Raw genomic sequence first — 25,845 nt, 5'->3', positions numbered from 1 at the left:
CTTTATATAGCGCGGGAAAATCCTCAATCCTCCTCCAGCAACCGCGCCCCTGTGCCCTGCTCGCCCAGCCTGTCTCCAGGGTTACGCAACGGGCAATCACTACGCGACAAACAGCCGCAACCGATACAGCCGTCCAGTTCATCGCGCAACGCCACAAGAGTATGAATGCGCCGGTCAAGCTCATCACGCCACTGGGATGACAGATGTTTCCACTCTTTTGCGCTCAGCGAGTGCCCTTCCGGCAACACGCCGAACGCATCACCGATAGTGGCCAGGGGAATTCCGATTCGTTGCGCAATTTTGATTATTGCAACATAGCGGAGCACATCACGGGTGTAGCGCCGCTGGTTTCCTGCGTTACGGATACTCTTAATTAACCCTTTGCTTTCATAGAAGTGGAGCGCAGACACCGCCACACCGCTTCGCTTCGCCACTTCGCCGGGGGTTAAAAGCGCTTTTATTCGCGGCAATCTCTTTTCCATAAAACCTCTTTACCTCAAGTTAACTTGAGGAATTATACTCCCCCGCAGAGAAAACGACGAATCAACCGGGATATACATAAAATCATTCAAGCTGGATCAAGGCTGCTTGAAGGATGACATGTATAGTTGTATCTACAGAGGGGCAACCTTATGTCGCATCAGCAAATTATTCAGACACTTATTGAATGGATTGATGAACATATCGACCAACCGTTGAACATTGATGTGGTCGCTAAAAAGTCGGGCTATTCGAAATGGTATTTACAGAGAATGTTCCGCACCGTCATGCATCAGACGCTGGGTGAGTACATTCGCCAGCGCAGGCTGCTGCTGGCGGCTCAGGCGTTACGCTCTACGCAACGGCCCATTTTTGATATCGCGATGGATCTGGGTTATGTGTCGCAACAAACCTTTTCCCGCGTGTTTCGTCGCGAGTTTGACCGCACGCCGAGCGATTACCGCCACCAGCTGAATTAAGGCGTATCATCACAAAGGTTGCTGCTGCCAGGTCATAAACTCCTGGGGCGGCATTGCTTTCGCGAAGTGCCATCCCTGACAATACTGTACGCCGCGCTTCAACAGCCAGCTCACCTGCTCGTCCGTCTCCACGCCTTCCGCAATGGTCTTAAGGCGCAGGCTTTGCGCCATCTCGATGATATGCTCGGCAATCAGATGACTGGTACTGTTGGTCGTTAAGGTATCGATAAAGGATTTGTCGATTTTGAGAATATCGACGTTCAGCGAATAGAGATTATGCAGGTTGGAGTAACCTGTTCCGAAATCATCGATCGCCACTTCATAGCCCGCCTGGCGGAAAGCCTGAATAACGGGCGTGGTTTTAGGCACATCGATAAATCCACGTTCCGTCACTTCGATTTTGATTTGCTGCGCACGGACGGCGTAGTGGCGGGCCTTATCAGAGATCAGAGCGATCAGGCGCGAAGAGTGAAAATCTGAGGCCGACAGGTTAATCGAAATATACAGATGCGGACTGGTGGCCAGGAAATGCCCCAGATCGTTGAACACTTCCTCCACAACATAATCTGTAATTCGCTCAATCATGCCCTCTTTTTCCGCCAGCGGAATAAATTCCGCCGGGCTCATCACCTGCCCGTTAAAGCCAGGCCAGCGCAGCAGCGCCTCAGCGCCCACGCACTGGTTATTCTTGATATCAATAATCGGCTGATAGTGTACGCAAAGCTGGCGTTTGTTCAGCGCCCGGTGCAGCAAACGCCCTGGTGAGTTGAGTTCACGATGGGTGCGTGACCACATCAGTAAAATAATGATGCTGCAAATCATCCCCAGCGGCAGCGTCAATGTGGCCTGGTGGTAGAGGATTTCATAAAAACGTTTGCTGGAGGTTGATACGATAGCTGCAATGGGACGCTTATCGGATTTTACGATGGTATAGAAACGGCCATCTTTTTGAAATGACGATTCCTTATGTCGAATCATCGAATTTAATAAAGACACATTTGCTTTCTGGCTGACAGAAAAGAATGCATTGGTCACCGTGTCATACACGCCCCATGACAGTGAATAATCTGTCGACATTACCTCACTGTAGAAAAGCGGGTTGACTACCACGACATAATTTCCGCGCTGCATATATGTCATTTTATAGCCAGTGAAAAATGGCGTATCGCGATAATAATAGATAGCCACATCAGGCTTACGTTTGTAATTTGCAGCGGCGATAGCGTAAGGCTGTTCAGGAGTAATCGCGGTCGAACAAAGAAAATTCTGACCTTCAGCATAAATTAAATCGGCGATGAACAGGCGGCCACGAACAACGTTCAACATATATTGACGATGTCCCGGTGTACAAAGTTCACCCTGATATTTTTCGGCGTCGCTACGGGCCAGCTCCACCTGTTGAATAACGAGTTCTGTTTTGTCTAAAGCCAGTTCGGCAAATGTGCGTAGCTGGGCGCTTGTTTCCGACACGGCTCTGAGCTGGGCAAACCATAGCGCAAGCATCACCGGTAGCATAACTACCATGATGATCCCTACCACCCTGAGCATCTTGCGCCGCGCGCTACGATTCATTTCCCGCCCTATATCCCTGCATTTTGTACGCCCGTAGTAATGAAGGCCGGATGCTTTGTTAAACAGGTGATTACGTTGCATGAATCATGCGAAGTTAGCAACTGACTTTTGGTATTAAAATTCTTAAAATTCGTTATGACGATAATATTTTTCCGTAAGCCAAACTGAAAGTATTCATTCCGTTTCTGCTAAGGAAAATAATTATCCAGCCTGAACTGGAGATTTTAAGATAGCACAACAGAGGATCGTTGATTAAACCAAACTTCCGGCAGCATGAAAAAAGTACAACATGAGTATGAAATTTCATGCTATTTGCCCGACGCTATTTCCGGGTTTGATTTATAAATAATCAGAAGCCACCACTGTTTTCCCTCGCCCCATACGCTTGGCATCATATAATGCTTTATCGGCACGCATCAGTAATGCTGAAGTATCGCGTTGTGGCTGGCACACCTCAACAACCCCTGCGCTAAATGAAAGCACCAGTTTTTTATCGCCAACCCGCAGCGGCTTCGTGGACAAAACAGAACGTAGCCGGGCGGATAGCAGCATGGCGGCATTGCCGTCAGTTCGTGCCAACAGGAGCAAAAACTCTTCACCTCCGACACGTCCCAGCGCCGAGTCCACCGGAATAAGCTCCCGGATACAGTCACAAAAATGAATTAGCGCCACATCGCCAACCTGATGCCCCCATTCATCATTGATCTGTTTGAAAAAATCCAGGTCAAACATCAGCACGCAAAAATGGCTGTTAGTATCCTGTCTGGAGCTTGCCGCCAGCGATGATTTCAACTGCTGCAAAATCGCAGACCGGTTAAAACAACCGGTGAGATCGTCAGTGGTCGCTTTCACTTCCAGCTGCTGTTCCGCTTTTTTACGTTCGGTGATATCCAGCCCAATATTCAGGATAGAGTTGTCCGGTAACAGAATGTTCGACCACAGGATCGTCAGCTGCACACCGTCTTTGCGTACCGGATGCCACTCATACATATCCTTTAGCGGTGAGATACGAACCGACTCCAGCACCCGCCGCCGTTCATCCGGATCGGGATAAAACAGTGACAGTGGATCTGAATGCGCACCGATCTCCGCCATCGTCCAGCCAAAGACTTTTTCGCACTCAGCATTCCACAACACGCAACGGTTATACTTGTCGAAGGAGTTCATCAATACAGGTGCCCGCTCAAACAACGTTTTATACTGCGTTACGACACGCTGCATTTCCTGTGCCGTTTTTTCACGGGCAATAATTTCCTCAAAATAATCCTTTAATTTCTCAACCAGCACTACCATGATATTTTTCAGGTTCGGCAAAGAATATAATTTTTCCTCAAATGCCAAAAAGAAATAACCGCTACAATGCCAGTCATGAGTTGAAAGTTTGCATAACACACCGCTTTGTAATTGTGCGTAACCAGGGTGCTGAGGGGAAAATAACGAATGGCCAATTTTCTCTTTCCAGTAAACCACCCGCCACGAACGGTGATTTCGCTGTAGCAGCGTGCTGGCAAGAAAATCAGTGACTTCAAACGAATGGCAGGCCACCTCACCCGCACAGACCACGCGCTGCAGCCCATCATTATCAACGCTTATCCAGGCAAGCGTTGATCCCAGTGCCCGGTTGATAGTCTCCAGCATTTCCGCCAGTGAACACTGAGCGTTAAGCAGAGGCATCAGCTTCGCCAGCGCGTGCAACGCCCGCGCGCTGTCATTAACAATCTCACGTCGTTTTTCTTTCATTATTTTTTCGCAGATGATTAAACGATAAAAAGAACGCAGCTTTCTTCAGATTCAAAAAGCATGAAGTGGAGACCATTTCAGCGAAATCAAATAACGCCGTGTGTAATTAAAATAATACATAATAGTAAAAAGGCCAGAAAATTCAGGAGCCTGAATCATTAGCTACGAGTACATTTATTTGTCCACTCAAGCATAATCCATAGGTTTACGACTGTAAATATTATACAACCAGGGAAACATTGCAGAGGTTTTGTTATCTCAATGAATTTATTATAAAGAGTCAGTGAAATGGTTGCTTAGTCTGCAAAGATATATTTTCCACTCAGATTTCAACACCGTTCCTGTGGTTATAAATCCTCCACTTTTCACCACACGACCACTGGCGAATAAAACAACAAACGTGATATAGTTCACATATATTATGTAACGAAAAACACTTTTTCAGTGTCGTGCGTCAGCTGTTTCGAGGATGGATTTTATGGCGACCATTACCACCAGCATGGTTCTTCTGCGCTGGCCCTTGTTGAGTGCGGTGTTGATGTTTTTAGCCAGCACGCTGAACATTCAGTTTCGTAAATCTGACTATGCTGGTCTTGCCGTGATCAGCACCCTGTTGGGTTTGGGTGCGGCGTGCTGGTTCGCAACGGGTCTGCTCGGCATCACCCTGCTGGATATCACCGCCGTCTGGGAAAATATTAAAGTGGTGATGGTGGAAGCCATGAGTCACACCCCGCCAGACTGGCCGATGGTGATTACCTGATCCCTGGTTAATAAAAAACCCAGACGCTTGTCTGGGTTTTTTATTTTTAGCGTCTGGTAATCAGAACGGAATGTCGTCGTCGAAGTCCATTGGTGGTTCGTTAGACGGAGCCGGAGCAGACTGCTGCTGCGGGCGAGACTGCGCGCCGCCGCTGAACTGGTTGCCGCCCTGTGGCTGCTGAGGCTGACCCCAACCGCCCTGCTGCTGGCCGCCACCTGCTGGTGCGCCACCGCCCTGACGGCCACCCAGCATCTGCATGGTACCGCCAACGTTGACCACCACTTCGGTGGTGTATTTTTCAGCGCCGGACTGATCGGTCCATTTGCGGGTACGCAACTGGCCTTCAATATAAACCTGAGAACCTTTACGCAGGTATTCACCGGCCACTTCTGCCAGTTTGCCAAACAGCACAACACGGTGCCATTCGGTCTGCTCTTTCATCTCACCGGTCGCTTTATCACGCCAGGATTCGGAAGTAGCCAGCGTAATGTTGGCAACTGCGCCACCACTCGGCATGTAGCGTACTTCCGGGTCCTGGCCCAGATTACCGACGAGAATCACCTTGTTTACGCCTCTGCTGGCCATGTTCGTGTCTCCTGAATACGTTTCTTAATAGTGTAAACGCGCGAGTGTACCATTTCCATGCGACACTTTGATAGTTGCGTAGCACGTTCCAGAGTTCTCTCGCCAGCGCAACATTGTTGCACAGCGAATCAGAAATTGCATTCCAATACTGTATATTCAAACAGGTCGAGTTGTGTCATAATTAGCCGTTTCTGACAGTCGGTTGTCCTTCAAACAAACCAGGCAATCCGTGTTCCAACCGGGAAAGGTGAATGGATAAGATCGAAGTTCGGGGCGCTCGCACCCACAATCTCAAAAATATCAACCTCATAATCCCTCGCGACAAACTCATCGTCGTGACCGGGCTTTCGGGGTCTGGCAAATCCTCACTGGCTTTCGACACGTTGTATGCCGAAGGACAGCGTCGTTACGTTGAGTCCCTCTCTGCGTACGCACGTCAGTTCCTGTCACTGATGGAAAAACCAGACGTAGACCATATTGAAGGGTTATCACCTGCTATCTCTATTGAGCAGAAATCCACTTCGCATAACCCGCGTTCAACGGTTGGTACGATTACCGAAATTCATGACTACCTGCGTCTGCTGTATGCGCGCGTGGGTGAGCCGCGCTGTCCGGATCACGACGTCCCGCTGGCGGCGCAAACCGTCAGCCAGATGGTGGATAACGTGTTGTCGCAGCCAGAAGGTAAACGCCTGATGCTGCTTGCGCCGATCATTAAAGAGCGCAAAGGCGAGCACACCAAGACGCTGGAGAACCTGGCAAGCCAGGGCTATATTCGCGCCCGTATCGACGGGGAAGTGTGTGACCTGTCAGACCCACCCAAGCTGGAGCTGCAGAAGAAGCACACCATTGAAGTGGTGATTGACCGCTTCAAAGTACGCGAAGATCTGGCAACCCGGCTGGCCGAATCGTTTGAAACGGCGCTGGAACTCTCTGGCGGCACCGCCGTGGTGTCCGATATGGACAACCCGAAAGCGGAAGAACTGCTTTTTTCTGCCAACTTTGCCTGTCCCATTTGCGGCTACAGCATGCGCGAGCTGGAACCGCGTCTGTTTTCGTTCAACAACCCGGCGGGCGCGTGTCCGACGTGCGACGGTCTGGGCGTACAGCAGTATTTTGACCCGGATCGCGTGATCCAAAACCCGGAACTGTCACTGGCAGGCGGGGCTATTCGCGGCTGGGATCGCCGTAATTTCTACTACTTCCAGATGCTGAAGTCGCTGGCAGAGCACTATAAATTCGATGTCGAAGCGCCGTGGGGCAGCCTGAATCCACATGTACACAAAGTGGTGCTGTACGGTTCGGGTAAAGAGAACATCGAGTTTAAGTACATGAACGATCGCGGCGATACCTCCGTGCGTCGCCACCCGTTCGAAGGGGTGCTGCACAATATGGAGCGCCGCTACAAAGAGACCGAATCCAGTGCAGTACGTGAAGAGCTGGCGAAGTTTATCAGCAACCGCTCCTGTGCGACCTGCGAAGGGACACGTCTGCGCCGCGAGGCTCGCCACGTCTTTGTCGAAAACACGGCGCTACCGACCATCTCAGACATGAGCATCGGTCACGCGATGGACTTCTTCAACAACCTGAAGCTCTCCGGCCAGCGCGCGAAAATCGCCGAAAAAGTGTTGAAAGAGATTGGGGATCGGCTGAAGTTCCTGGTGAACGTGGGTCTGAACTACCTGACGCTTTCCCGCTCTGCTGAAACACTCTCCGGCGGTGAAGCGCAGCGTATTCGTCTGGCAAGCCAGATTGGTGCGGGCCTGGTGGGTGTGATGTACGTGCTGGATGAGCCGTCTATCGGCCTGCACCAGCGCGACAACGAACGCCTGCTCGGGACGCTGATCCACCTGCGCAACCTCGGCAACACGGTGATTGTGGTCGAGCATGATGAAGATGCCATCCGCGCCGCTGACCACGTTATTGATATCGGCCCGGGTGCAGGCGTTCACGGCGGTCAGGTAGTCGCGGAAGGGACGCTGGAAGATATCATGGCAGTGCCAGAGTCTCTGACCGGCCAGTACATGAGCGGCAAGCGCAAAATTGACGTACCGACGCAGCGCGTGGCAGCAGACCCGGAAAAAGTGCTGAAGCTGACTGGCGCACGCGGCAACAACCTGAAAGATGTGACCCTGACGCTGCCGGTTGGGCTGTTTACCTGTATCACCGGCGTGTCCGGTTCCGGTAAATCGACGCTGATTAACGATACGCTGTTCCCGATTGCGCAGACGCAGCTGAACGGCGCGACCCTCGCCGAGCCTGCACCGTACCGCGACATCCAGGGGCTGGAGCATTTCGACAAGGTTATCGACATTGACCAAAGCCCCATTGGACGCACCCCGCGTTCCAACCCGGCGACCTATACCGGCGTCTTTACGCCTGTACGTGAACTGTTTGCGGGTGTACCGGAAGCGCGCTCGCGCGGGTATACCCCTGGACGTTTCAGCTTTAACGTCCGCGGTGGCCGCTGTGAAGCATGTCAGGGCGACGGTGTAATCAAGGTTGAGATGCATTTCCTGCCGGATATCTACGTACCGTGCGACCAGTGCAAAGGCAAACGCTATAACCGTGAAACGCTGGAGATTAAGTACAAAGGCAAAACCATCCACGAAGTGCTGGATATGACCATCGAAGAGGCTCGTGAGTTCTTTGATGCAGTCCCTGCGCTGGCGCGTAAGTTGCAAACGCTGATGGACGTAGGCCTGACCTATATTCGTCTGGGGCAGTCTGCTACCACGCTGTCTGGCGGTGAAGCGCAGCGCGTGAAGCTGGCGCGTGAACTATCCAAACGAGGCACCGGCCAGACGCTGTACATTCTGGATGAGCCGACGACCGGCCTGCACTTTGCCGATATTCAGCAGTTGCTTGATGTTCTGCATCAGCTCAGAGACCAGGGCAACACCATCGTGGTCATTGAACACAATCTGGACGTGATTAAAACCGCAGACTGGATTGTCGATCTCGGCCCGGAAGGCGGTAGCGGCGGCGGTGAAATCCTCGTCTCCGGTACGCCAGAGACCGTTGCAGAGTGCGAAGCCTCGCACACCGCACGCTTCCTCAAACCGTTGCTGTAGTTGTCACACGGAGAGTTGCTGTCGGGTCACTTCCGGCAGCAGCTCAACCGCCTGTTGATAAGAGGCATCCACCAGATAATAAATCTGCGAGCCTGGCAGCGAGCCATCAAGATAAACAGTGCTCCAGTGTGCCTTGTTCAGATGCTTACTCGGTCTGACGTCATGGTGCTGCTGACGTAACAAATCCGCCAGCTCCGGGCTGGTTTTCAGCGATGCAGCCGGGCGGCCCTCAACCTCTTTCACCATAGCAAACAACACGTCGCCAACCTTTATTTGCGTGGCTTTCCAGTCGCTGTGAACGCTTTGCTCCGCACCGGGTTTACTCATGCAGTACTGGAGTATCTCCGAAATTGTCATCTTTGCTCCCCTGTGAATGGGTTGAACTCGAACTGAGTGCCGGCCTCTTTAAATTGTGTAGCAAGACGACAAAAGGTAAACCCGGCAGGCCTGATTTGTTCAAAAAATCAGCATACATCAGTATTCAGAATTCACAATCACCTCTTCGCCAAATTTCCCGGCCATTGGCAGCGGTCGATAGGTCGAGTTAGAGGCGCGTAGTACCCTGATCCCTCTGGCTCCCACATCATGAGCGGCGGTAATGTCGTTATCCGAATCACCGTAGAAGATTTTGATATTTTTCTGCTCCAGCCACTGGGTTTTGGTGTTTTGCCCGGACTTGTCACCGGCAAAAATAACCGGGTTCATGCTGGTCGCCGGGATCTGGAAATCATCCTGAAGCGTTTTTGATACGGTTTCAGTTTTGGTCTGGCTGCGCCCCGTCACAAAGTAAATGCTGTCACCACGCTTAGCGTGCATGGCGATCAACGCACGGGCAACCTCTTTCGGGATGCTGAACTCATCCCAGCCGTTATTCATCTTCTCCCAGAATTCGGGGTTCTTCAGATACGCTTCGCTGTCCGGTGAGAAGGTTTTCTTGCCCCGCCAGAAACCCGGGCTGGAGAACAGCACGGTATCGTCGATATCGAAGCCTACAGCCATTGGCGGACGCCCCATCAGGCTATTTTCAATTTGTGCCACGGAAACCCAGTGAATGGGTGCCTGTTCAGCAAGAATGGCGGCGGTGGTTCCGGTGTAAAGCGGCGTCGGTGCAGAAGCACGCGCGACGACTGCACTATTAAGCGAGAACAATAAACAGGCGGCGCTGAGCGCCAGTGTGATCTTGCGCATATTTTCCCCTGAATATTCAGTTTGTTATCGTTTTAATTTGAGCGAATGGTCAAAAAACTATCCGACCATAACCCCAGCGGGAAGTGAAAGAAAGGAGTTTTTGCTTATGAATCTGAATAAAAAGAAGAAGATCACAAAGCGCAGATGCGTGGCGTAGGCCCGGTAAGCGCCAGCGCCACCGGGTAAGATTTTCTGCGGCCTGATGCCCTCATCCCGACCCTCTCCCACAGGGAGAGGGGGAATGATAGTGAATACTTACATCACAGCAGCGAAGGCCTGAGCCACGCGCTTGACGTTATCGGTATTCAAGCCCGCCATGCACATACGACCACTGGAAATCAGGTAGATGCCAAATTCTTCACGCAGCCTTTCAACCTGAGCCGCGCTCAGACCGGTATAGCTAAACATCCCGCGCTGCTTAAGCAGATAGTCAAAGTTATGCCCGGGAACGGCCTCTTTCAGCACATTAACCAGTTCCTGACGCATCGACAAAATGCGCTTACGCATCGCTTCCACTTCGGCAAGCCAGGACGCTTTCAGCCGATCATCTCCAAGAACCGTGGCCACCACCTGCGCACCAAAGTTTGGCGGGCTGGAATAGATGCGGCGCACTGTCGCTTTCAGCTGACCCAGCACACGACTGGCTGCTTCGGCATCTTCACACACCACGGACAGGCCGCCAACGCGTTCGCCGTACAGAGAGAAGATTTTTGAGAAGGAGTTGCTGACCAGTACAGGTAACCCGGCACTGGCAGCGGCACGAATGGCGTAGGCATCGTCTTCCATTCCTGCGCCAAAGCCCTGATAGGCGATATCGAGGAATGGGATCAGGTTACGCGCCTTCAGCACCTCAATCACGGCATCCCACTGTGCATTGGTGAGATCGGCACCGGTCGGGTTATGGCAGCACGGATGCAGCAGTACAATACTGCGCTCTGGCAGGGTGTTCAGTTTTTCCAGCAGCGCATCAATACGTACGCCGTTGGTTGCACTGTCAAACCACGGGTAGGTCGACACCTTAAAGCCCGAGCCTTCAAAAATGGCTACGTGGTTTTCCCAGGTTGGATCGCTGACCCACACGCCGGAATCCGGGAAGTATTTTTTCAAAAAGTCTGCGCCGACCTTCAGCGCCCCTGAACCGCCCAGCGTCTGGATGGTCGCCACGCGTTTTTGCGCGAGTACCGCGTGATCGGCTCCAAACAGCAGCGGCGCGATGGTGTTGCGGTAGGTGTTTAACCCTTCCATTGGCAGATAGAGCGAGGCCCCGTGCGGAACCGCGTTAAGACGCGCTTCGGCTTCGGCCACGGCCTGCAGCTGAGGAATGATACCGCCCTCGTTGTAATACAGACCAATGCTAAGATTCACTTTGTCGCTGCGAGGATCTTCTTTAAAACGCTCCATTAAGGAGAGAATGGGGTCGCCAGCATAGGCGTCTACTTTCTGAAACACGCGATGGTTCTCCGGAATTCGATGAGGCAGGGAATTCCACAATAAACTGGAACATGCCGTAACACCACCCCTTCGCCTTATCCTGCAATTGGCATAGGTTTTTTGCATCCTCTCGCCATGACATTTACCCAATATTTTCGCCCCCTCCGCTCCCGTAATGTGACTCCTGCGCAACCGCGCATTCACTGACTCAAGGAGTTCACATTATGGATTCACAATTTATTGGTTCAGTCATTAATGCCCTGCCACTCGAACATATGATTGGTGGGCCACTGCAGGCAATGATCAAAGCACAGGTACAGGCCAGCAAATCCTATGCCGACTTCCTGCTCTCTGTCTGTATTAAGGATGGTAAAGCCGTTGCCATCGAATTCGACTACGACGAAACCCTGGTAGACGAGCAAGGGGTGAGCAAAGGTAGCGTCACCCGCAAAATGAGTATTCCGCTGCTGGCGGCGGTTACTCACCCGATTATTTGTATTGAAGACGGTACCATCGATTTTGAGCTGGAAGTCACTCAGAGCGAAGCCAGTTCAAGCAGCACTGAAGCCGAAGCCTCGGTGGAAGCGTCAATCGGTTGGGGTATCTTCTCAGCCAAAATGACCGGTAAGGTATCGCACAAATCAGAACAAACTCGTTCAACCGACACACGCGCTAAATATTCCATCCATACCCAAATCAAGCGTCAGGATCCACCTGAAGCCCTCCAGCGCGTCATTGACTATTTAACCAACGCCAAAACCAAGCCTGTTGCTGCGCAATAACGTTTTGCACTGTGGGTAATAGCCATTCCGTAACGTACGGGGCCGCCTTTGGTGGCCCCTCTTCAGGAGCGAATTATGTCTTTTAAAACATGGCTACGCGGCAGTAAGGATGAGGAGCCAGAAAATAAGAGGGAGAAAGAGGCTGACGGAACGACGCCCCCTGTACAAGGGAAAAATCCGCCGCCACCGCCTGCGGATATTCCCGGCGTACCGGTCACGCTGGAGGATATTACGCGCGGAATGCAGTACGCCGCAACGGCGGCAAACGAGTTAATCGCTCAGCAGTACATGAAGATGCTGGATCCCTTTTTCGAACCTGCCGATGACGGTTCACTGATCCCGCGCACCGTCCAGCTGGCACTGGATGAGAACCACTATTTCGATCTGCCCCTCGTTGCGCTCTCTACACCGCGTGGGCTGATGCTGGAAAAGATGAAGGTCAACCTGACGATCCGCACGGAAGGTATGCAAGCCCCCTCCCCGCAATCGGGAGAAAACGAGTTTGGCCGCTTTCACGTCAGCCTTTCACCTTCCAGCGATAGCAAAGGTGGGCGTGACAGCCGCCACGTTGACGTGGAGATGCAATTTACCGCCCTCCCACCACCAGAAAGCATCATGCGTTTGATTGATGAGTACACCAACAAAGTTATCCCCCGTCCGAAAGCAGAGGAGACTCCGTGATGAACAAGCAACCAGAAAGCACTGGCGACAAAGGCGTGCAGCTGATTTGCCAGTTTGAAGGACTAAAGCTGGAACGTTACCGCGATGCCGTCGGGTTATGGACGATTGGCTACGGCCATTTGATTCTGAAAGAGGAGATGGAAAAGCTCATCAAAATCACCACCGGTGAAGCCAAAAATATCCTGCGCAAAGACCTGAAGCGCACTGAAACTGGCGTGAAGAAACTGCTGACGCTGTCGGTTACCCAGAATCAGTTCGACGCCCTGGTGTCCTTCGCCTTCAATCTTGGCCTCGGCAATTTAAAGAAATCGACGCTGCTTAAAAAGGTCAACGCAGGAGACAAAGAAGCGGCTGCGTTGCAATTTAAATGCTGGAACAAAGCAGGCGGCAGAGTACTGGCGGGGCTTACGCGTCGCCGTGACGCCGAAATGAGATTATTTCTGAGTTAACCATTAAGGGAACATCATGAAAATCAATAAACTAATCACTGCAGCGCTGTTATCGGTTTCGCTTTTTTCAGCCATGCAGGTCAGTGCCGCTTTAAAAACCTGTGAAGATGAAATTAAAGAGACAAATACCTTTTTGACGGAAAAAGGTGTTCCACCGGTAAATAACATCACCGATTTAGCGACCACGCTGCGCAATATTAAAAATTTTGGTCGGCTACCTGACAGGTATATCACCGTAGATGAAGCAAAGCGTCTTGGGTGGTCTGGCCAGGCGTCTGAAACGCTGTGGGGCGTGAAAAAAACCAACAACAGATGGATAGGTGGCGATATTTACAACAACCCAGCGCTACCGGCAAATCAAGCCTGGCTGACTGCGGACATTGATGTCGTGAAAGGATATCGCAGCCCCAAACGGGTGATTTACAGCCTGTCAGGGCCACAGCGATTTATTACCACCGATCAATACCAACATTTGGTTGAGCTTGAACCTTGCCAATAACCCACTCTGTAACTGGCGGTGAAATCCCCTGACTTCTCAATCACGGACAGGGGATTTTACCCACGCTGAGGATAAGCCCATGTCCGACATCTATCTCCCCACACTGATCAGTGAGGCACTACTGGCTTTCTCTGGATTATTTGGTGGCGTAAGTATCTCCTTTTTTTGGCAGCCACAACGGCTGCACCAGCATAGTCGATTTGTCGCAGGCGTGATCTTTGGTGGAATAAGTATGGGGGCCGCCATTGCATTGGGCGGGTTAGCGGCTCGCTGGCTCAAGATCGATCTGACTCAGGCAGATATCACTCTGGGCCTGGGGTATATCTTAGGTGCGCTCAGCAATGGGTTGATCGTCTGGCTGGCAAACTTCTTTCGACGGCATGAGCAGCAGGATATTTTTGATGTTGCCAGCGTAATCAAAAGAAAAGTCAGGAACGATTCACTCCCTCAGTCAGATTCAAATGATAACAAGCTCAACGGGGAATAATATGCTCAATATGAACAAAGACTGGGTACTGCTGGTCATTATTCTTGTCGATCTGATAACGTCATTTATTATTTTGTTTGCCGCCTATAGCCGCCGTGTTCATGCATTGCCTGTTATGAGTAAGATAGGTCTGGCAGCACTGGCATTTGGTTTTTTCGGTGAGAGCTGTCTGAATGTAAAATTCATTTTGACAGGAGAAGATATCTTAAATGATAGTTTCCCATTTTGGTTACTTCAGGATTTTGGTACGTTAGTTGTGGTGATTTATTATTTTTTCCTCAGACATAAATAGCAAAAAGCGCAACAAACTCCACATTTGTTGCGCTTTTATCTGCATCTGTAATGTAACCTAGATCGCAATATATTTATAATAGAGCATTGCTGCCTGCGTGCGGTTATTCACCTGAAGACGATGGAAAATGGATTCAAGGTGTACTTTTACGGTTCCGGCACTGATATTTAACTGCCTGCTGATTTGCTTATTGGTACCTCCTTTTGCCAGTAACTTCAGCACCTCCTGCTGGCGTCGGCTCAGCGTATGAATGAGTAGCGTGTTACCCGGTGCTTCACGATGAAGTATGGCCTGTTCAGGAAAACAGACAACGCCGGATGAAACCATGCTCAGGATCTGGCTGATTTTTTCCACGGGAAGATCCTTGGTAAAAAGACCTTTTACATTTTGCTGAATATAAAAATTAAAGATCCCATCCGTCGCCTTTCTCAACATCACAACAATGGGTAATGAAGGCCAGTCCTGCGTTAGCATTTTGATGAACTCGCTGCAATTCATTTCACCGTCTAACAGAACAATGTTAACGGAAGTGGACATCAAAACGGTGTGTGCGTCTTCGAAGCTGTCTGTAGAAAAAACGGTACATTCAGGCATCACTCTCTTTAGTTCAGTCTTCATACCGTGAATGTAGATCGGTAATTCATCAATCATCAATACATTCATCACCACTTTACCTCGTCTTGGTTTTATTTCCTTACGTTATTAAATAAGCCTTTTCAAAAATAAGTATGAGTGTAATTTGAGAACTTGAAAAACAGCAAATGGCATAAGACAAATGTCATATTCACACGCATTAAATTAAGCAGCGCTAAACAAAAAATATAGCATACATTAATTTTTCGCCGACATTATTCATAACAAAAACAACCTGGGCCGATTAGCATATTTAAGATGTGAACCGGCTCACCTATTATTTATCTGCATTTATGCAACCCATCTATACATTAATATTTGAATGAGGTTTCTTATGACGACATTAACAGTGTATTTCTGCGGTACCGGTTCGAATAAATTTGATGACACACATGTTAACTACTGGAACGGGGAGTTAATTTCGACGCTCGCCGCCAATAACAAAGGTAAAGAGTTTGCGGAATGGATCATTCTTGATGGCCCAGGAAGTGGCAACCTCCAGAGTGATGAGCTGTGGGTAAAAAGCGGTGATTACGGCCAGCTACGTGGTCGGCTTTTTGGAAGCGGCTGGAACGAAAATATTCAGCACGCCCTCAATATTATGAAAGGGCACGTTGACTGGCAGCGAGAAAAGCTCACGAAAGAGAATTATGAGCAGCTGAAAAAGGCCGGTATCCCGATTGAGGACGTCGAAGTCACAGGCTCGTTCTGGTGGCGTAAATATGATTACGGCGACCGAAAAGTCACGCAGCAGGCGCTGCAGCAGCAGATCATTAAAACTTTCCGCAAGGGGCAAATTCTGCCGACGCAGGTCAACCTGGTAGGATGGAGTCGGGGTGGGATCAGTTGCCATATGCTGGCCAACGCCATGCTGGCCGACCCGGTTCTGACAACCATCCCGGTCAATATTTTTGCAGTTGACCCAGTTCCGGGAACAGGCAATTTCAAATCAGACAAAGTGACCTTAGGCAGCAACGTCAAAGAGTATGTTGCTTTTTATGCCAAAGATGAGCGCTCAACAGGTTTCTCCTGTGTCATCCCTGAAACCCATAATACGACGCGTGTGCACATTTATCCGATGTCTGGCCGACACGCGACCCTCGTCGGCAATGCATCGGCTAATGGTGATAAGGGGCCAAAAGTAGCGCATGAACCAGGCATGATCGTGCGTCATTTTGCAGAGGTTTGTCTGCAAAGATGGGGCGTGAATATGGACAAGAAACTCAATCTGGACGGGATACAGCTACTTGAGTTGCATCAGTCAATTCAGCGTAATGCTGCGGTATTTAGCCAAATGCGAAACACCGTTTACACCGTTTCCGAGAATGACCAGGGTGAGCGCTACGTTTCCCGCGCAAGCACCGGGATGCCTTTCTCAGCAGTGCACGGAGTGCCTTTTACCCCTGAATCGGGGCTGGTATCGGAATACCTCACGAATCAGGCTATTTACGACGTGCTGAAATAAGACGTTCACCGCATCCAACGGTCATATCGGCTGTTGGATGCGGACATTCAGGCACGGTTAATCGATATACTTCATCGCCACCCGCGACGTCAGGCGCGTGATAAGTTCGTAAGCACTTACTTTCGTGATTTCAGCAATGCGTTCAACGGGTAAGCCTTCGCCCCACATCACCACCGGATCGCCAGCCTTGTCCTGTGCCTCTGGCCCCAGGTCAACGCAGATCATATCCATCGCCACACGGCCCACAATCTGCACTTCACGGCCATTCACCAGCACCGGCGTACCGGATGGCGCAGCGCGCGGGTAGCCGTCACCGTAACCCATCGCCACCACACCCAGACGCGTATCGCGCTTGCTGTCCCAGGTTCCGCCGTAGCCCACCGGTTCACCCGCTTTGTGCTCGCGCACGGCAATCAGGTTAGAAACCAGCGACATCACCGGCTGCAAGCCAAAATCTGGCCCCCACGGTTTATTCTCCAGCGGCGACACGCCGTAGAGAATAATCCCCGGGCGCGCCCAGTCAAAGTGCGACTGTGGCCACAACAGAATGCCGCCGGATGCCGCAATAGAGCGCATCCCCGGCTTGCCTTCACAGAAGGTGTTAAAAATATCGAGTTGCTGCTCGGTTGCGCCACATTCTGGCTCATCTGCGCGAGCAAAATGGCTGACAATATTCACCGGCTGACGCACGTTTTTGCACTGACACAGACGCTGATAAAACGCCTCTGCGTTTTCCGGGCGCACGCCCAGACGGTGCATGCCCGTGTCGAGCTTCATCCACACGGTGACCGGCTCGCTCAGCTCTGCCGTTTCCAGTGCTGCCAGCTGCTCTTCGTTATGTACCGCTGTGTGCAGGTGCTGATCGGCGATGGTCGGCAGGTCGGAGGCTTCGAAAAAACCTTCGAGGAGCAGAATGGGTTGGGCGATCCCGCCTGCACGCAGGCGGAGAGCTTCTTCGAGACGGGCGACGCCAAAGGCGTCGGCATCGGGGAGCGTTCGCGCGGTCTCGAGAAGACCGTGTCCGTAAGCGTTCGCTTTCACGACTGCAACGAGCTTGCTGGCGGGGGCCAGTTCACGCAGACGCTGCAGGTTGTGTCGCAGAGCGCGGCGGTTAATGATTACAGTTGCCGCTTGCATTTGAATTCCTTAATAAAAGAATCACCAAAATCATTCGCGTTGCAGTCAACGCACCTGCGTCGTGAAGGATGAAGGCGATTTACTCATCATCATATTGAGGACCGGCATAGTTGTCGAAACGCGACCACTGTCCGTTAAAGGTCAGACGTACCGTACCGATGGGGCCGTTACGTTGTTTACCAATAATAATTTCGGCGATCCCTTTCAGGTCGCTATTCTCGTGATAAACCTCATCACGGTAGATAAACATGATTAAGTCCGCATCCTGCTCGATGGAGCCGGATTCACGCAGATCGGAGTTCACCGGACGTTTATCGGCGCGCTGTTCCAGAGAGCGGTTAAGCTGGGAGAGCGCCACCACCGGCACGTGTAGCTCTTTGGCTAATGCTTTGAGCGAACGGGAAATCTCTGCAATCTCCAGCGTACGGTTGTCGGAGAGCGACGGCACGCGCATCAGCTGGAGGTAGTCGATCATGATGAGGCCAATACCACCGTGTTCACGGGCGATACGGCGCGCACGGGAGCGCACTTCCGTCGGTGTCAGACCGGAGGAGTCATCGATATAGATATTACGTTTATCCAGCAGAATACCCATCGTGCCGGAGATCCGCGCCCAGTCTTCATCGTCGAGCTGACCGGTACGAATACGGGTCTGATCCACGCGAGACAGCGACGCCAGGGAACGCATCATGATCTGTTCTGATGGCATCTCAAGACTGAAGATTAAAACCGGTTTATCCTGCAACATCGCCGCGTTTTCGACGAGGTTCATCGCAAATGTTGTTTTACCCATTGATGGACGCGCCGCGACGATGATCAAATCTGACGGCTGCAGACCGGCAGTTTTCTTGTTGAGATCGTCATAGCCGGTATTCACACCGGTCACACCATCATGGGGTTGCTGGAACAGCTGTTCGATACGCGCAACGGTCGCATCAAGCACATCGGCGATGTTTTTCGGCCCTTCGTCTTTGTTCGCGCGGCTTTCGGCGATTTTAAAGACGCGGGACTCAGCGAGATCGAGCAGATCTTCGCTGGTGCGACCCTGTGGATCAAAACCCGCCTCGGCGATTTCATTCGCCACCGAGATCATCTCACGCACAACGGCACGTTCACGCACGATGTCAGCGTAAGCGCTGATGTTCGCCGCACTTGGCGTATTTTTAGAAAGCTCTGCCAGATAGGCAAACCCACCGACGCTGTCCAGTTGACCCTGCCGCTCCAGCGATTCCGCGAGCGTGATCAGGTCAATCGGGCTGCCCGACTCCTGCAGACGCGCCATTTCAGTAAAGATATGGCGATGCGGGCGGGTGTAGAAATCTTCGGACACGACGCGCTCGGCGACGTCGTCCCAGCGTTCGTTATCCAGCATTAAACCGCCCAACACCGACTGTTCCGCTTCAATCGAGTGCGGCGGGACTTTTAACCCGGCGACCTGAAAATCACGTTCACGGGGTTCAGTCTGTTTGTTGAAGGGTTTGTTTCCTGCCATAGTGAATGGAGTTACCGAGATAAAGAGTGGGTCGAAAGATTACCACATTTTCTTATGGAGGAAGCATGGCAACGCGTATTGAATTTCACAAGCATGGTGGCCCTGACGTACTCAAAGCAGTAGAGTTCACCCCTGCTGCACCTGGCGATAACGAAATCCAGGTCGAAAACAAAGCCATCGGCATCAACTACATTGATACCTATATTCGCAGCGGTCTTTATCCCCCTCCGTCAATGCCGAGCGGGCTGGGAACCGAAGCGGCAGGTGTGGTTATCAAGGTGGGCAACGCCGTTAAGCATATAAAAGAAGGTGCCCGCGTGGTGTATGCGCAATCGGCACTGGGTGCATACAGTACCGTTCATAACGTTCCGGCAGACAAAGCCGCAATTCTACCGAATGCGATATCGTTCGAGCAGGCTGCCGCTTCTTTCCTGAAGGGGCTAACCGTTTATTACCTGCTGCGCAAAACCTATGAAATCAAACCCGATGAACAATTCCTGTTTCATGCCGCTGCAGGCGGTGTGGGGCTGATCGCCTGCCAGTGGGCAAAAGCGCTGGGTGCGAAACTTATCGGCACCGTAGGCTCTGCCCAAAAAGCCCAGCGGGCACTGCAGGCTGGAGCATGGAAGGTGATTAACTACCGCGAAGAGAACATTGTTGAGCGACTGAAAGAAATAACCGGCGGCAAAAAGGTGCGCGTGGTGTATGACTCGGTGGGTAAAGACACCTGGGAAGCATCCCTGGACTGCCTGCAACGCCGCGGTCTGATGGTGAGTTTTGGTAATTCATCAGGGGCCGTTACTGGCGTGAATCTTGGCATTCTGAACCAGAAAGGTTCTCTGTATGTTACGCGCCCTTCTCTTCAGGGCTACATCACCAACCGGGCAGAGCTGCTTGAGGCCAGCAACGAGCTGTTCTCTCTGATCGCCAGCGGTGCGATTAAAGTGGATGTGGCCGATGCGCAGAAATACCCATTAGCCGATGCGCAACGTGCGCATGAGGTGCTGGAGAGCCGGGCGACGCAGGGTTCAAGTCTGTTAATTCCCTGATCCCTAAAAAGAAATTGGGCTTCCCATAGGAAGCCCTTTCTTTTTTTAGTTCGGCTGTATGTAGGGTACAGCTCGATGAATTCTTTAGCGGCAGCCATAGTGACAGATTCGATAAGTAAATCCTATTCCGTTCTAATCAATGTTGCCGGGAAAGTTGCAGGTATGTGACGAACCCCTCAATACCTTAGTAACGAAAGCGGTTATTACGCTGATAACCGGGAACCTTTGCCGATTTAATCGCCCGTATTACCCATACTACCGCAATCGCCAGCAGTAACCACGGCAACAGTTTGATCGTCAGGGCAAACAATCCGCCGATAAACATCACCGCCGTCGCCACAACGATAGCGGCCAGAATGCCGAGCAGTGAAACCCCCGTCACCAACAGCATGACAAAAAAGCCAATCACAAAAAGTAGTTCCAGCATGGTGCTCTCCCACGAGTTCCCGAATGATGCAGCGATCATTACAAAAAGCATGCCAAAACTAACTCATTGTTATAAAAGCAAAACGCCCCGCAATATTTTGCGAGGCGTGGTGAATTTGACGATCTTTTAGCGAAATTTATCGCTTATCTGCCACCAGACGCAGCGCGTGTTCCAGCACGTCGATATCCGCACCGGCTTTATGCGCATTTTCGCTCAGGTAACGACGCCACTGACGCGCCCCCGGGATCCCCTGGAACAGGCCGAGCATATGGCGGGTAATGTGACCAAGGTAAGTCCCATTGCTTAGCTCACGTTCGATATACGGATACATGGCACGCACCACGGCAACCGGATCGGTATCTGTACCTTCAATGCCAAAGATTTCGCGATCGACCGTCGCCAGGATCCCAGGGTTCTGATACGCCTCGCGCCCCACCATTACGCCATCCATATGTTCCAGATGCGTTTTGGCCTCGTCCAGCGACTTGATACCGCCGTTAATTGACAGGGTCAGATGTGGGAAGTCACGCTTCAGCTGATACACACGCGGGTAGTCCAGCGGCGGAATTTCACGGTTCTCTTTCGGGCTAAGACCCGAGAGCCACGCTTTGCGTGCGTGGATGATAAACATCTCGCACTCGCCTTTCCCGGCAACCGTATTGATGAAATCGCACAGAAATTCGTAACTGTCCTGGTCGTCGATACCAATACGGGTTTTAACCGTTACCGGAATGGAGACAACATCGCGCATCGCCTTGATGCAGTCAGCCACCAGCTGCGCGTTCCCCATCAGGCATGCGCCAAACATACCGTTTTGCACGCGATCGGAAGGGCAACCAACGTTAAGGTTAACTTCGTCATAACCGCGTTCTTCCGCCAGCTTCGCGCACTGCGCCAGGGCTGCCGGATCGCTGCCGCCAAGCTGCAGGGCAACCGGATGCTCTTCTTCACTGTAGGCCAGATAGTCACCCTTACCGTGAATAATCGCCCCGGTAGTCACCATTTCGGTGTACAGCAACGTATGGCGGGAGAGCTGACGCAGGAAATAGCGGCAGTGTCTGTCCGTCCAGTCGAGCATCGGCGCAATGGAAAAACGGTGTGCAGGGAAAGCAGTCTGTAATTCTGACGACATGGCGAAGTTTTAAGCATCTGGTGGAAAAGGGGCGCTACTATAGCACAAAGAAAAGCCGGAGGCGCAGCGCCTCCGGTGCACTTTAGAACGTCAGGCTCAGCTGTGCCCCTGCGCCCCAGGTTTCATCTTCGCCGTACAGACCCATCAGGTCGACATGTACGGTGTTAAGCGGTGCAAAACCCACCCCCGCCGTAAAGACGTTGCTGTCGTTGTTTTTCACATCAGCACGGTAACCCGCGCGAACGGCCAGCCAGTTTAGTGGTGTGACTTCTGCACCCACGCCAACGTACTGAGAGTTCTCTTCGCTTTTAAAGCCTTTGGTTTCGGTCAGGTCACCGTCTGCCGTCAACGTCACGAGATCGGTATGCCAGGCCACGCCTGCCGTTACGACTGGACTGATCTGATACGTATCACGTACCCCATCCACTTCTTTGGTATCGATATCACGTGAGAAGAGGTTTTTCCCCGTCAGACCGACAGTCCAGTTATCGCCGAAATCAGCCGCAAGACCGGCATCGACGTTAAACCCGGTGTCGTCATTGCGATAGCGGCTACTGTTGATATCGCCGCTGTCGAAGTTGTAGATAGAGACGGTGTAGTTATACAGCCAGGTTTTTTGCAGCTTTGGGGTGATACCCACGGAAACCGGTACACCGCTAATATCAAACTGATGCGCCACCGCCACGCCATAGTCTGAAACGATAGCCGCACGACCAAAACCTTTTGATTTGAGATCCTTCGGGTCAATGCCAAAAGCGGCAACAGGGGTTGCCTCCACTAAACGCAGTTTATCGATATCCCCCTGATCGATGTAAGAACTCACGCGAGCGCGAGCATTCGCTTTGGCCACAAATGCGAATGAGAGCACATCATCAGGAATGCTTACCGCGATCCCGCCGCCCGCTTTACCGCTGGCAGTTTTTCCTTTCAGCGAATCCAGCTGATCGGCAAGATTGCCTGCTGCAGAAGAAACATCCCGTGAGGCCTGGCTTGAAGGATTTAAGAGATCGATAAGGTTGATAGTATCCAGCGTGCTACGGTACCGACTGACATCGTCGCTGATGTTATCAATCTTATCCCGCAGGTTGTCTTTGTCTGAAATCTGCGCACCAATGGAAGGTAAAATGAGCGTCACACCATCATCAGGTTTCGCTTTCGCCAGCAATGCCGGGTTGATTAACACCCCACTGCCGTAGCTGCCTGCTGCGACGCCCGTGCCCCCCATCGCGTCGCTGCGCGCCTCTGTCCAGGTATTGGCTGCCCCCGCCTGATTTGCCATAAACAAGGAGACAGCGATGCTAACCACCGAAAATTTAAAATGTTTCTTCACAGTATGCTCGTCTTATAATCTGTTATGAAATAACCCCTGTCTGTTATCACCCAAACAGGCACGAACTATTGCTGTGAATAAGTACAAAAAGACCCGCTTTTTCCCTAAGTTAAATCACACCCGGGCCTGTTGTAATTTGTGACGACCCTCAATATTTATAGAAGAGGAAATTATTTTCGCCCAGGTTTTCCATCGTGCGGACCAAAAAACTGGGGCGGATGGTCAACCCAGCGGTCCTCGCGCGTGGCGGCGTACACCGGGTTTAGCGGATAGTAGATGCGGTTGTGCTTTTTATTGGCCTCCCCAACGACCAGCAAGCGCACCTCTTCATCAGTGTTGTTAATGAAGGTGTGGCAGACACCCGTTCCGGCAGGAAAACCCACGCTGTCACCAGGTTCGAGTTTCCACAGATAACCGTTAATCCAGGCCTCGGGGTAACCTTCCAGCACATAGATAAATTCCTCTTCGTCGCTTTCCGCGTGAGGATACGAGGTACGACGCCCCGGAGGGAGACGCTCATGGTGAATACCAATACGGCCCAGGCCCAGCTTGCGGGCCAGCGGTGCACCGATGGAGAAACGCTCGTGACTGTCGGAATAGGTAGAGTCATCTGCCCCTTCAACGTCACGCCAGTGCCGAATACAGTCAGGTCTTTTCATCGTAAATGTCCAGAATTGCGATGCGTCAGGTATAGCACAGCCTGGCGGATCTCGGTGTTTTTACCAGAACATGATAAAGTGAGGGTTTCCCAGCCTATAACATCCGGGGTGCTAAATGGATAAGACCGCAACGCAAGAGCTGTTAGCGCAGGCAGAAAAGCTGTGTGCGCAACGCAATGTGCGCCTGACTCCGCAGCGCCTTGAGGTATTGCGACTGATGAGCCTGCAGCAAGGAGCCATCAGCGCATACGACCTGCTCGACCTGCTGCGCGAAAGCGAGCCGCAGGCAAAACCGCCTACGGTTTATCGTGCGCTGGATTTCCTGCTGGAACAAGGGTTTGTTCACAAGGTCGAATCAACAAACAGCTATGTGCTGTGCCACCTGTTTGATCAACCGACCCACACATCTGCCATGTTTATCTGCGACCGCTGCGGTGTGGTGAAGGAAGAGTGTGCAGAAGGCGTTGAAGACATCATGCATTCGCTGGCAGCCAAAATGGGCTTTGCCCTGCGTCATAACGTGATTGAAGCACACGGGCTGTGCTCCGCATGCGTGGAAGTGGAATCCTGTCGGCATCAGGATGAGTGTCAGCACGATCACTCTATCCTCGTGAAGAAAAAACCACGTTAACCGTGGTGGGATGAAAACCAGGTATCACGCCGCCAGTGGCGATGCCAGATAAACGCCAGAGAGAGGCCGCGCAAGGCAAGAAAGACTGCCAGCGCCAGCCACAAACCGTGGTTGCCCAGAGACGGGAGCGTCAACAGCGTCAGACCAAAGCCTGCCGCTGCGACCGCCATGCTGTTGCGCATCTCCGCCCCTCGCGTCGCACCGATGAACATACCATCCAGCAGATAGCACCAGACGCCCACCACCGGTAAGATCGCCTGCCAGATGAGATAATGACCCGCCAGTTCACGAAGCCGGGGGAGCGACGTGAGTAACGCAATGATCTGTTGACCAAAACAGGCATAAGTCAGTGCAAACGCCAGCGCCACCAGACCCGCCTGACGACAGGCTGCCCGCCATACATCACGGAGCTGACCGCTTTCACGCGCACCGTATGCCTGCCCGGAATGCGCTTCAACAGCGTAGGCAAAGCCATCCAGCGCATAAGCGGTAAAGGTGAGCAGCGTCATCAGAACCGCATTAACCGCGACAATATCTGGCCCAAGACGCGCCCCAAAGACCGTCAGTGCGCCAAAGCAGAGCTGTAACAAGAGCGAGCGCAACATAATGTCGCGATTAAGCGCCAGCAGTGTGCGGATATTGCCACGCCACGCGGTTTTCAGTAGAGAGACAGAGATACCGCGCATGGTCAGAACATGCCAGACCATCCACAACCCGATAAAAAATGTCCCGTATTCCGCAATTGCCGTCGCCAGTGCAGCACCCTGCACGTTCATATGCAGGCCCATCACCAGCCAGAGGTCGAGCACAATATTGAGGAGGTTTCCCACTACCAGCAGAATGACCGGCGCACGAGCATACTGCACGCCCAGTAACCATCCAAGCAGCACCAGATTTGCCAGTAATGCAGGCGCACTGAGCCAGCGAATTTCAAGGAAACGTCGTGCCTGCTCAAGTACCGTCTCACTGCCACCAACAATGTGCAACGCCAGATCAATCAGTGGTGTACGCAGCAACACGATTAACGCCCCTGCACAGAGCGCCAGAATTAACGGCTGAACAAGCGCACGAGCCAGACGCAGGGGATCTTTCGCACCATATGCCTGTGCCGTCAACCCCGTGGTGCTCATGCGTAAAAAGAGCAGGAGCATAAAGAGGAAGCTGGTTGCCGTTGCGCCGATAGCCACACCGCCCAGATAAACGGGTGAATCCAGATGACCAATCACCGCCGTATCCACCAGCCCCAGCAAAGGAACGGTGATATTGGAAAAAATCATTGGCAGAGCAAGACGCCACAATGCCTTATCTGAAGCCGTCAGCAGTGACATGAAAAAATACCAGGAGCGGGAAATGAATCAGGCTACGGAGACTCCGTAGCCTGTCGGGAAGAG

General features: G+C 52.0%; 27 protein-coding genes. 12 read left to right on the top strand and 15 right to left on the bottom strand.

Translation table 11 applies throughout. The features are described 5' to 3' along the window. Positions 1-23 precede the first annotated feature (23 nt). Positions 24-482, bottom strand: coding sequence for a redox-sensitive transcriptional activator SoxR (soxR, locus tag ACJ9N4_RS14680; RefSeq protein ID WP_182273411.1), 459 nt, complete (start codon positions 480-482; stop codon positions 24-26). A gap of 150 nt (positions 483-632) precedes the next feature. On the opposite strand from soxR, the gene soxS reads away from it, so the two are divergent. Next, a complete protein-coding gene (gene soxS / locus ACJ9N4_RS14675; protein ID WP_013095071.1) occupies positions 633-959 on the top strand; it encodes a superoxide response transcriptional regulator SoxS in 327 nt (108 codons plus the stop codon). Positions 960-968: 9 nt separating this feature from the next. Here the strand turns inward: soxS and ACJ9N4_RS14670 are convergent, their stop codons facing one another. Then, positions 969-2,531: an EAL domain-containing protein gene (locus ACJ9N4_RS14670; RefSeq protein WP_182273410.1), complete on the bottom strand. Its 1,563-nt coding sequence runs from the start codon at positions 2,529-2,531 to the stop codon at positions 969-971. A gap of 339 nt (positions 2,532-2,870) precedes the next feature. Continuing rightward, on the bottom strand, positions 2,871-4,271 hold the full coding sequence (locus ACJ9N4_RS14665) for a sensor domain-containing diguanylate cyclase (protein ID WP_182919260.1): 1,401 nt from the start codon (positions 4,269-4,271) through the stop codon (positions 2,871-2,873). Between the two features lie 478 nt (positions 4,272-4,749). On the opposite strand from ACJ9N4_RS14665, the gene ACJ9N4_RS14660 reads away from it, so the two are divergent. Then, positions 4,750-5,031, top strand: a complete 282-nt coding sequence (locus tag ACJ9N4_RS14660; RefSeq protein ID WP_172514016.1) for a YjcB family protein — start codon at positions 4,750-4,752, stop codon at positions 5,029-5,031. A gap of 60 nt (positions 5,032-5,091) precedes the next feature. Here the strand turns inward: ACJ9N4_RS14660 and ssb1 are convergent, their stop codons facing one another. Then, the gene (ssb1, locus tag ACJ9N4_RS14655; protein WP_008503384.1) at positions 5,092-5,616 is read right to left on the bottom strand and encodes a single-stranded DNA-binding protein SSB1; all 525 of its coding nucleotides are present in this window, start codon (positions 5,614-5,616) and stop codon (positions 5,092-5,094) included. 251 nt (positions 5,617-5,867) lie between these two features. Between ssb1 and uvrA the strand changes: the two genes are divergently transcribed. Beyond that, positions 5,868-8,690 (top strand): excinuclease ABC subunit UvrA, encoded by a 2,823-nt coding sequence (gene uvrA, locus ACJ9N4_RS14650; protein WP_182919259.1) that lies wholly within the window; start codon positions 5,868-5,870, stop codon positions 8,688-8,690. A gap of 3 nt (positions 8,691-8,693) precedes the next feature. Here uvrA and ACJ9N4_RS14645 read toward each other — a convergent pair whose 3' ends face one another. The 3 genes from ACJ9N4_RS14645 to tyrB form a co-directional block, all read right to left on the bottom strand. Next, the gene (locus ACJ9N4_RS14645) at positions 8,694-9,047 is read right to left on the bottom strand and encodes an MmcQ/YjbR family DNA-binding protein (RefSeq protein ID WP_182273407.1); all 354 of its coding nucleotides are present in this window, start codon (positions 9,045-9,047) and stop codon (positions 8,694-8,696) included. 117 nt (positions 9,048-9,164) lie between these two features. Beyond that, entirely contained in the window at positions 9,165-9,878 is a 714-nt protein-coding gene (gene aphA, locus ACJ9N4_RS14640) for an acid phosphatase AphA (protein WP_182273406.1), read from the bottom strand. Positions 9,879-10,133: 255 nt separating this feature from the next. After that, positions 10,134-11,327: an aromatic amino acid transaminase gene (gene tyrB, locus ACJ9N4_RS14635; protein ID WP_182919258.1), complete on the bottom strand. Its 1,194-nt coding sequence runs from the start codon at positions 11,325-11,327 to the stop codon at positions 10,134-10,136. Positions 11,328-11,533: 206 nt separating this feature from the next. Here tyrB and ACJ9N4_RS14630 point away from each other — a divergent pair, with 206 nt between their 5' ends. The 6 genes from ACJ9N4_RS14630 to ACJ9N4_RS14605 all read left to right on the top strand — a co-directional run bounded on the left by ACJ9N4_RS14630 (position 11,534) and on the right by ACJ9N4_RS14605 (position 14,499). Then, a complete protein-coding gene (locus tag ACJ9N4_RS14630; protein ID WP_182273404.1) occupies positions 11,534-12,091 on the top strand; it encodes a DUF2589 domain-containing protein in 558 nt (185 codons plus the stop codon). Positions 12,092-12,166: 75 nt separating this feature from the next. Then, positions 12,167-12,772, top strand: a complete 606-nt coding sequence (locus ACJ9N4_RS14625) for a DUF2589 domain-containing protein (RefSeq protein ID WP_182273403.1) — start codon at positions 12,167-12,169, stop codon at positions 12,770-12,772. Next, positions 12,772-13,221 (top strand): lysozyme, encoded by a 450-nt coding sequence (locus ACJ9N4_RS14620; protein ID WP_182273402.1) that lies wholly within the window; start codon positions 12,772-12,774, stop codon positions 13,219-13,221. Before ACJ9N4_RS14625 ends, ACJ9N4_RS14620 begins: the two co-directional genes overlap by 1 nt. A 16-nt stretch (positions 13,222-13,237) precedes the next feature. Continuing rightward, positions 13,238-13,720 carry a ribonuclease domain-containing protein gene (locus ACJ9N4_RS14615; RefSeq protein WP_182919257.1) on the top strand — a complete coding sequence of 161 codons (483 nt, stop codon included), beginning with the start codon at positions 13,238-13,240 and terminating at the stop codon, positions 13,718-13,720. Positions 13,721-13,799: 79 nt separating this feature from the next. Beyond that, positions 13,800-14,207, top strand: coding sequence for a hypothetical protein (locus ACJ9N4_RS14610; RefSeq protein ID WP_182273400.1), 408 nt, complete (start codon positions 13,800-13,802; stop codon positions 14,205-14,207). Positions 14,208-14,217: 10 nt separating this feature from the next. Next, positions 14,218-14,499, top strand: coding sequence for a hypothetical protein (locus ACJ9N4_RS14605; protein ID WP_411500586.1), 282 nt, complete (start codon positions 14,218-14,220; stop codon positions 14,497-14,499). 57 nt (positions 14,500-14,556) lie between these two features. Here the strand turns inward: ACJ9N4_RS14605 and ACJ9N4_RS14600 are convergent, their stop codons facing one another. Then, on the bottom strand, positions 14,557-15,150 hold the full coding sequence (locus ACJ9N4_RS14600) for a response regulator transcription factor (protein WP_230857837.1): 594 nt from the start codon (positions 15,148-15,150) through the stop codon (positions 14,557-14,559). Between the two features lie 316 nt (positions 15,151-15,466). On the opposite strand from ACJ9N4_RS14600, the gene ACJ9N4_RS14595 reads away from it, so the two are divergent. Continuing rightward, the gene (locus ACJ9N4_RS14595) at positions 15,467-16,597 is read left to right on the top strand and encodes a hypothetical protein (protein WP_182273398.1); all 1,131 of its coding nucleotides are present in this window, start codon (positions 15,467-15,469) and stop codon (positions 16,595-16,597) included. Positions 16,598-16,654: 57 nt separating this feature from the next. Here the strand turns inward: ACJ9N4_RS14595 and alr are convergent, their stop codons facing one another. Together alr and dnaB are read right to left on the bottom strand one after the other, a co-directional pair. Continuing rightward, positions 16,655-17,734: an alanine racemase gene (gene alr / locus ACJ9N4_RS14590; protein ID WP_182919255.1), complete on the bottom strand. Its 1,080-nt coding sequence runs from the start codon at positions 17,732-17,734 to the stop codon at positions 16,655-16,657. A 79-nt stretch (positions 17,735-17,813) separates the two neighbouring features. Further along, positions 17,814-19,226 carry a replicative DNA helicase gene (dnaB, locus tag ACJ9N4_RS14585; RefSeq protein ID WP_182273396.1) on the bottom strand — a complete coding sequence of 471 codons (1,413 nt, stop codon included), beginning with the start codon at positions 19,224-19,226 and terminating at the stop codon, positions 17,814-17,816. 65 nt (positions 19,227-19,291) lie between these two features. On the opposite strand from dnaB, the gene ACJ9N4_RS14580 reads away from it, so the two are divergent. Further along, on the top strand, positions 19,292-20,275 hold the full coding sequence (locus ACJ9N4_RS14580) for a quinone oxidoreductase (RefSeq protein ID WP_182273395.1): 984 nt from the start codon (positions 19,292-19,294) through the stop codon (positions 20,273-20,275). 184 nt (positions 20,276-20,459) lie between these two features. Here ACJ9N4_RS14580 and pspG read toward each other — a convergent pair whose 3' ends face one another. The 4 genes from pspG to ACJ9N4_RS14560 all read right to left on the bottom strand — a co-directional run bounded on the left by pspG (position 20,460) and on the right by ACJ9N4_RS14560 (position 23,823). Then, positions 20,460-20,702 carry an envelope stress response protein PspG gene (pspG, locus tag ACJ9N4_RS14575; RefSeq protein ID WP_411500585.1) on the bottom strand — a complete coding sequence of 81 codons (243 nt, stop codon included), beginning with the start codon at positions 20,700-20,702 and terminating at the stop codon, positions 20,460-20,462. Between the two features lie 136 nt (positions 20,703-20,838). Next, entirely contained in the window at positions 20,839-21,834 is a 996-nt protein-coding gene (gene dusA / locus ACJ9N4_RS14570; protein ID WP_182919254.1) for a tRNA dihydrouridine(20/20a) synthase DusA, read from the bottom strand. Between the two features lie 82 nt (positions 21,835-21,916). Beyond that, a complete protein-coding gene (locus ACJ9N4_RS14565) occupies positions 21,917-23,164 on the bottom strand; it encodes a conjugal transfer protein TraF (RefSeq protein WP_182273392.1) in 1,248 nt (415 codons plus the stop codon). A gap of 170 nt (positions 23,165-23,334) precedes the next feature. Continuing rightward, entirely contained in the window at positions 23,335-23,823 is a 489-nt protein-coding gene (locus tag ACJ9N4_RS14560) for a cupin domain-containing protein (RefSeq protein ID WP_182273391.1), read from the bottom strand. A 115-nt stretch (positions 23,824-23,938) separates the two neighbouring features. Here ACJ9N4_RS14560 and zur point away from each other — a divergent pair, with 115 nt between their 5' ends. Continuing rightward, entirely contained in the window at positions 23,939-24,454 is a 516-nt protein-coding gene (zur, locus tag ACJ9N4_RS14555) for a zinc uptake transcriptional repressor Zur (protein ID WP_182273390.1), read from the top strand. Here zur and dinF read toward each other — a convergent pair. Then, positions 24,451-25,782, bottom strand: a complete 1,332-nt coding sequence (gene dinF, locus ACJ9N4_RS14550; RefSeq protein WP_411500584.1) for an MATE family efflux transporter DinF — start codon at positions 25,780-25,782, stop codon at positions 24,451-24,453. The genes zur and dinF overlap by 4 nt on opposite strands. Positions 25,783-25,845: the final 63 nt, after the last annotated feature.

This window comes from Enterobacter sp. LM3 (genome assembly GCF_046622475.1).
Taxonomy (GTDB): domain Bacteria; phylum Pseudomonadota; class Gammaproteobacteria; order Enterobacterales; family Enterobacteriaceae; genus Enterobacter; species Enterobacter cloacae_P.
Note: the sequence above shows the minus strand (reverse complement) of the source record. Positions and strands in the feature narration are given on the sequence as shown.

What these genes read in the sequence shown, in the direction of transcription:
- soxR (WP_182273411.1), bottom strand. Translation starts at nt 482, where the DNA reads ATGGAAAAGAGATTGCCGCGAATAAAAGCGCTTTTAACCCCCGGCGAA.
- soxS (WP_013095071.1), top strand. Translation starts at nt 633, where the DNA reads ATGTCGCATCAGCAAATTATTCAGACACTTATTGAATGGATTGATGAA.
- ACJ9N4_RS14670 (WP_182273410.1), bottom strand. Translation starts at nt 2,531, where the DNA reads ATGAATCGTAGCGCGCGGCGCAAGATGCTCAGGGTGGTAGGGATCATC.
- ACJ9N4_RS14665 (WP_182919260.1), bottom strand. Translation starts at nt 4,271, where the DNA reads ATGAAAGAAAAACGACGTGAGATTGTTAATGACAGCGCGCGGGCGTTG.
- ACJ9N4_RS14660 (WP_172514016.1), top strand. Translation starts at nt 4,750, where the DNA reads ATGGCGACCATTACCACCAGCATGGTTCTTCTGCGCTGGCCCTTGTTG.
- ssb1 (WP_008503384.1), bottom strand. Translation starts at nt 5,616, where the DNA reads ATGGCCAGCAGAGGCGTAAACAAGGTGATTCTCGTCGGTAATCTGGGC.
- uvrA (WP_182919259.1), top strand. Translation starts at nt 5,868, where the DNA reads ATGGATAAGATCGAAGTTCGGGGCGCTCGCACCCACAATCTCAAAAAT.
- ACJ9N4_RS14645 (WP_182273407.1), bottom strand. Translation starts at nt 9,047, where the DNA reads ATGACAATTTCGGAGATACTCCAGTACTGCATGAGTAAACCCGGTGCG.
- aphA (WP_182273406.1), bottom strand. Translation starts at nt 9,878, where the DNA reads ATGCGCAAGATCACACTGGCGCTCAGCGCCGCCTGTTTATTGTTCTCG.
- ACJ9N4_RS14630 (WP_182273404.1), top strand. Translation starts at nt 11,534, where the DNA reads ATGGATTCACAATTTATTGGTTCAGTCATTAATGCCCTGCCACTCGAA.
- ACJ9N4_RS14625 (WP_182273403.1), top strand. Translation starts at nt 12,167, where the DNA reads ATGTCTTTTAAAACATGGCTACGCGGCAGTAAGGATGAGGAGCCAGAA.
- ACJ9N4_RS14620 (WP_182273402.1), top strand. Translation starts at nt 12,772, where the DNA reads ATGAACAAGCAACCAGAAAGCACTGGCGACAAAGGCGTGCAGCTGATT.
- ACJ9N4_RS14615 (WP_182919257.1), top strand. Translation starts at nt 13,238, where the DNA reads ATGAAAATCAATAAACTAATCACTGCAGCGCTGTTATCGGTTTCGCTT.
- ACJ9N4_RS14610 (WP_182273400.1), top strand. Translation starts at nt 13,800, where the DNA reads ATGTCCGACATCTATCTCCCCACACTGATCAGTGAGGCACTACTGGCT.
- ACJ9N4_RS14605 (WP_411500586.1), top strand. Translation starts at nt 14,218, where the DNA reads ATGAACAAAGACTGGGTACTGCTGGTCATTATTCTTGTCGATCTGATA.
- ACJ9N4_RS14600 (WP_230857837.1), bottom strand. Translation starts at nt 15,150, where the DNA reads ATGATTGATGAATTACCGATCTACATTCACGGTATGAAGACTGAACTA.
- ACJ9N4_RS14595 (WP_182273398.1), top strand. Translation starts at nt 15,467, where the DNA reads ATGACGACATTAACAGTGTATTTCTGCGGTACCGGTTCGAATAAATTT.
- alr (WP_182919255.1), bottom strand. Translation starts at nt 17,734, where the DNA reads ATGCAAGCGGCAACTGTAATCATTAACCGCCGCGCTCTGCGACACAAC.
- dnaB (WP_182273396.1), bottom strand. Translation starts at nt 19,226, where the DNA reads ATGGCAGGAAACAAACCCTTCAACAAACAGACTGAACCCCGTGAACGT.
- ACJ9N4_RS14580 (WP_182273395.1), top strand. Translation starts at nt 19,292, where the DNA reads ATGGCAACGCGTATTGAATTTCACAAGCATGGTGGCCCTGACGTACTC.
- pspG (WP_411500585.1), bottom strand. Translation starts at nt 20,702, where the DNA reads ATGCTGGAACTACTTTTTGTGATTGGCTTTTTTGTCATGCTGTTGGTG.
- dusA (WP_182919254.1), bottom strand. Translation starts at nt 21,834, where the DNA reads ATGTCGTCAGAATTACAGACTGCTTTCCCTGCACACCGTTTTTCCATT.
- ACJ9N4_RS14560 (WP_182273391.1), bottom strand. Translation starts at nt 23,823, where the DNA reads ATGAAAAGACCTGACTGTATTCGGCACTGGCGTGACGTTGAAGGGGCA.
- zur (WP_182273390.1), top strand. Translation starts at nt 23,939, where the DNA reads ATGGATAAGACCGCAACGCAAGAGCTGTTAGCGCAGGCAGAAAAGCTG.
- dinF (WP_411500584.1), bottom strand. Translation starts at nt 25,782, where the DNA reads ATGTCACTGCTGACGGCTTCAGATAAGGCATTGTGGCGTCTTGCTCTG.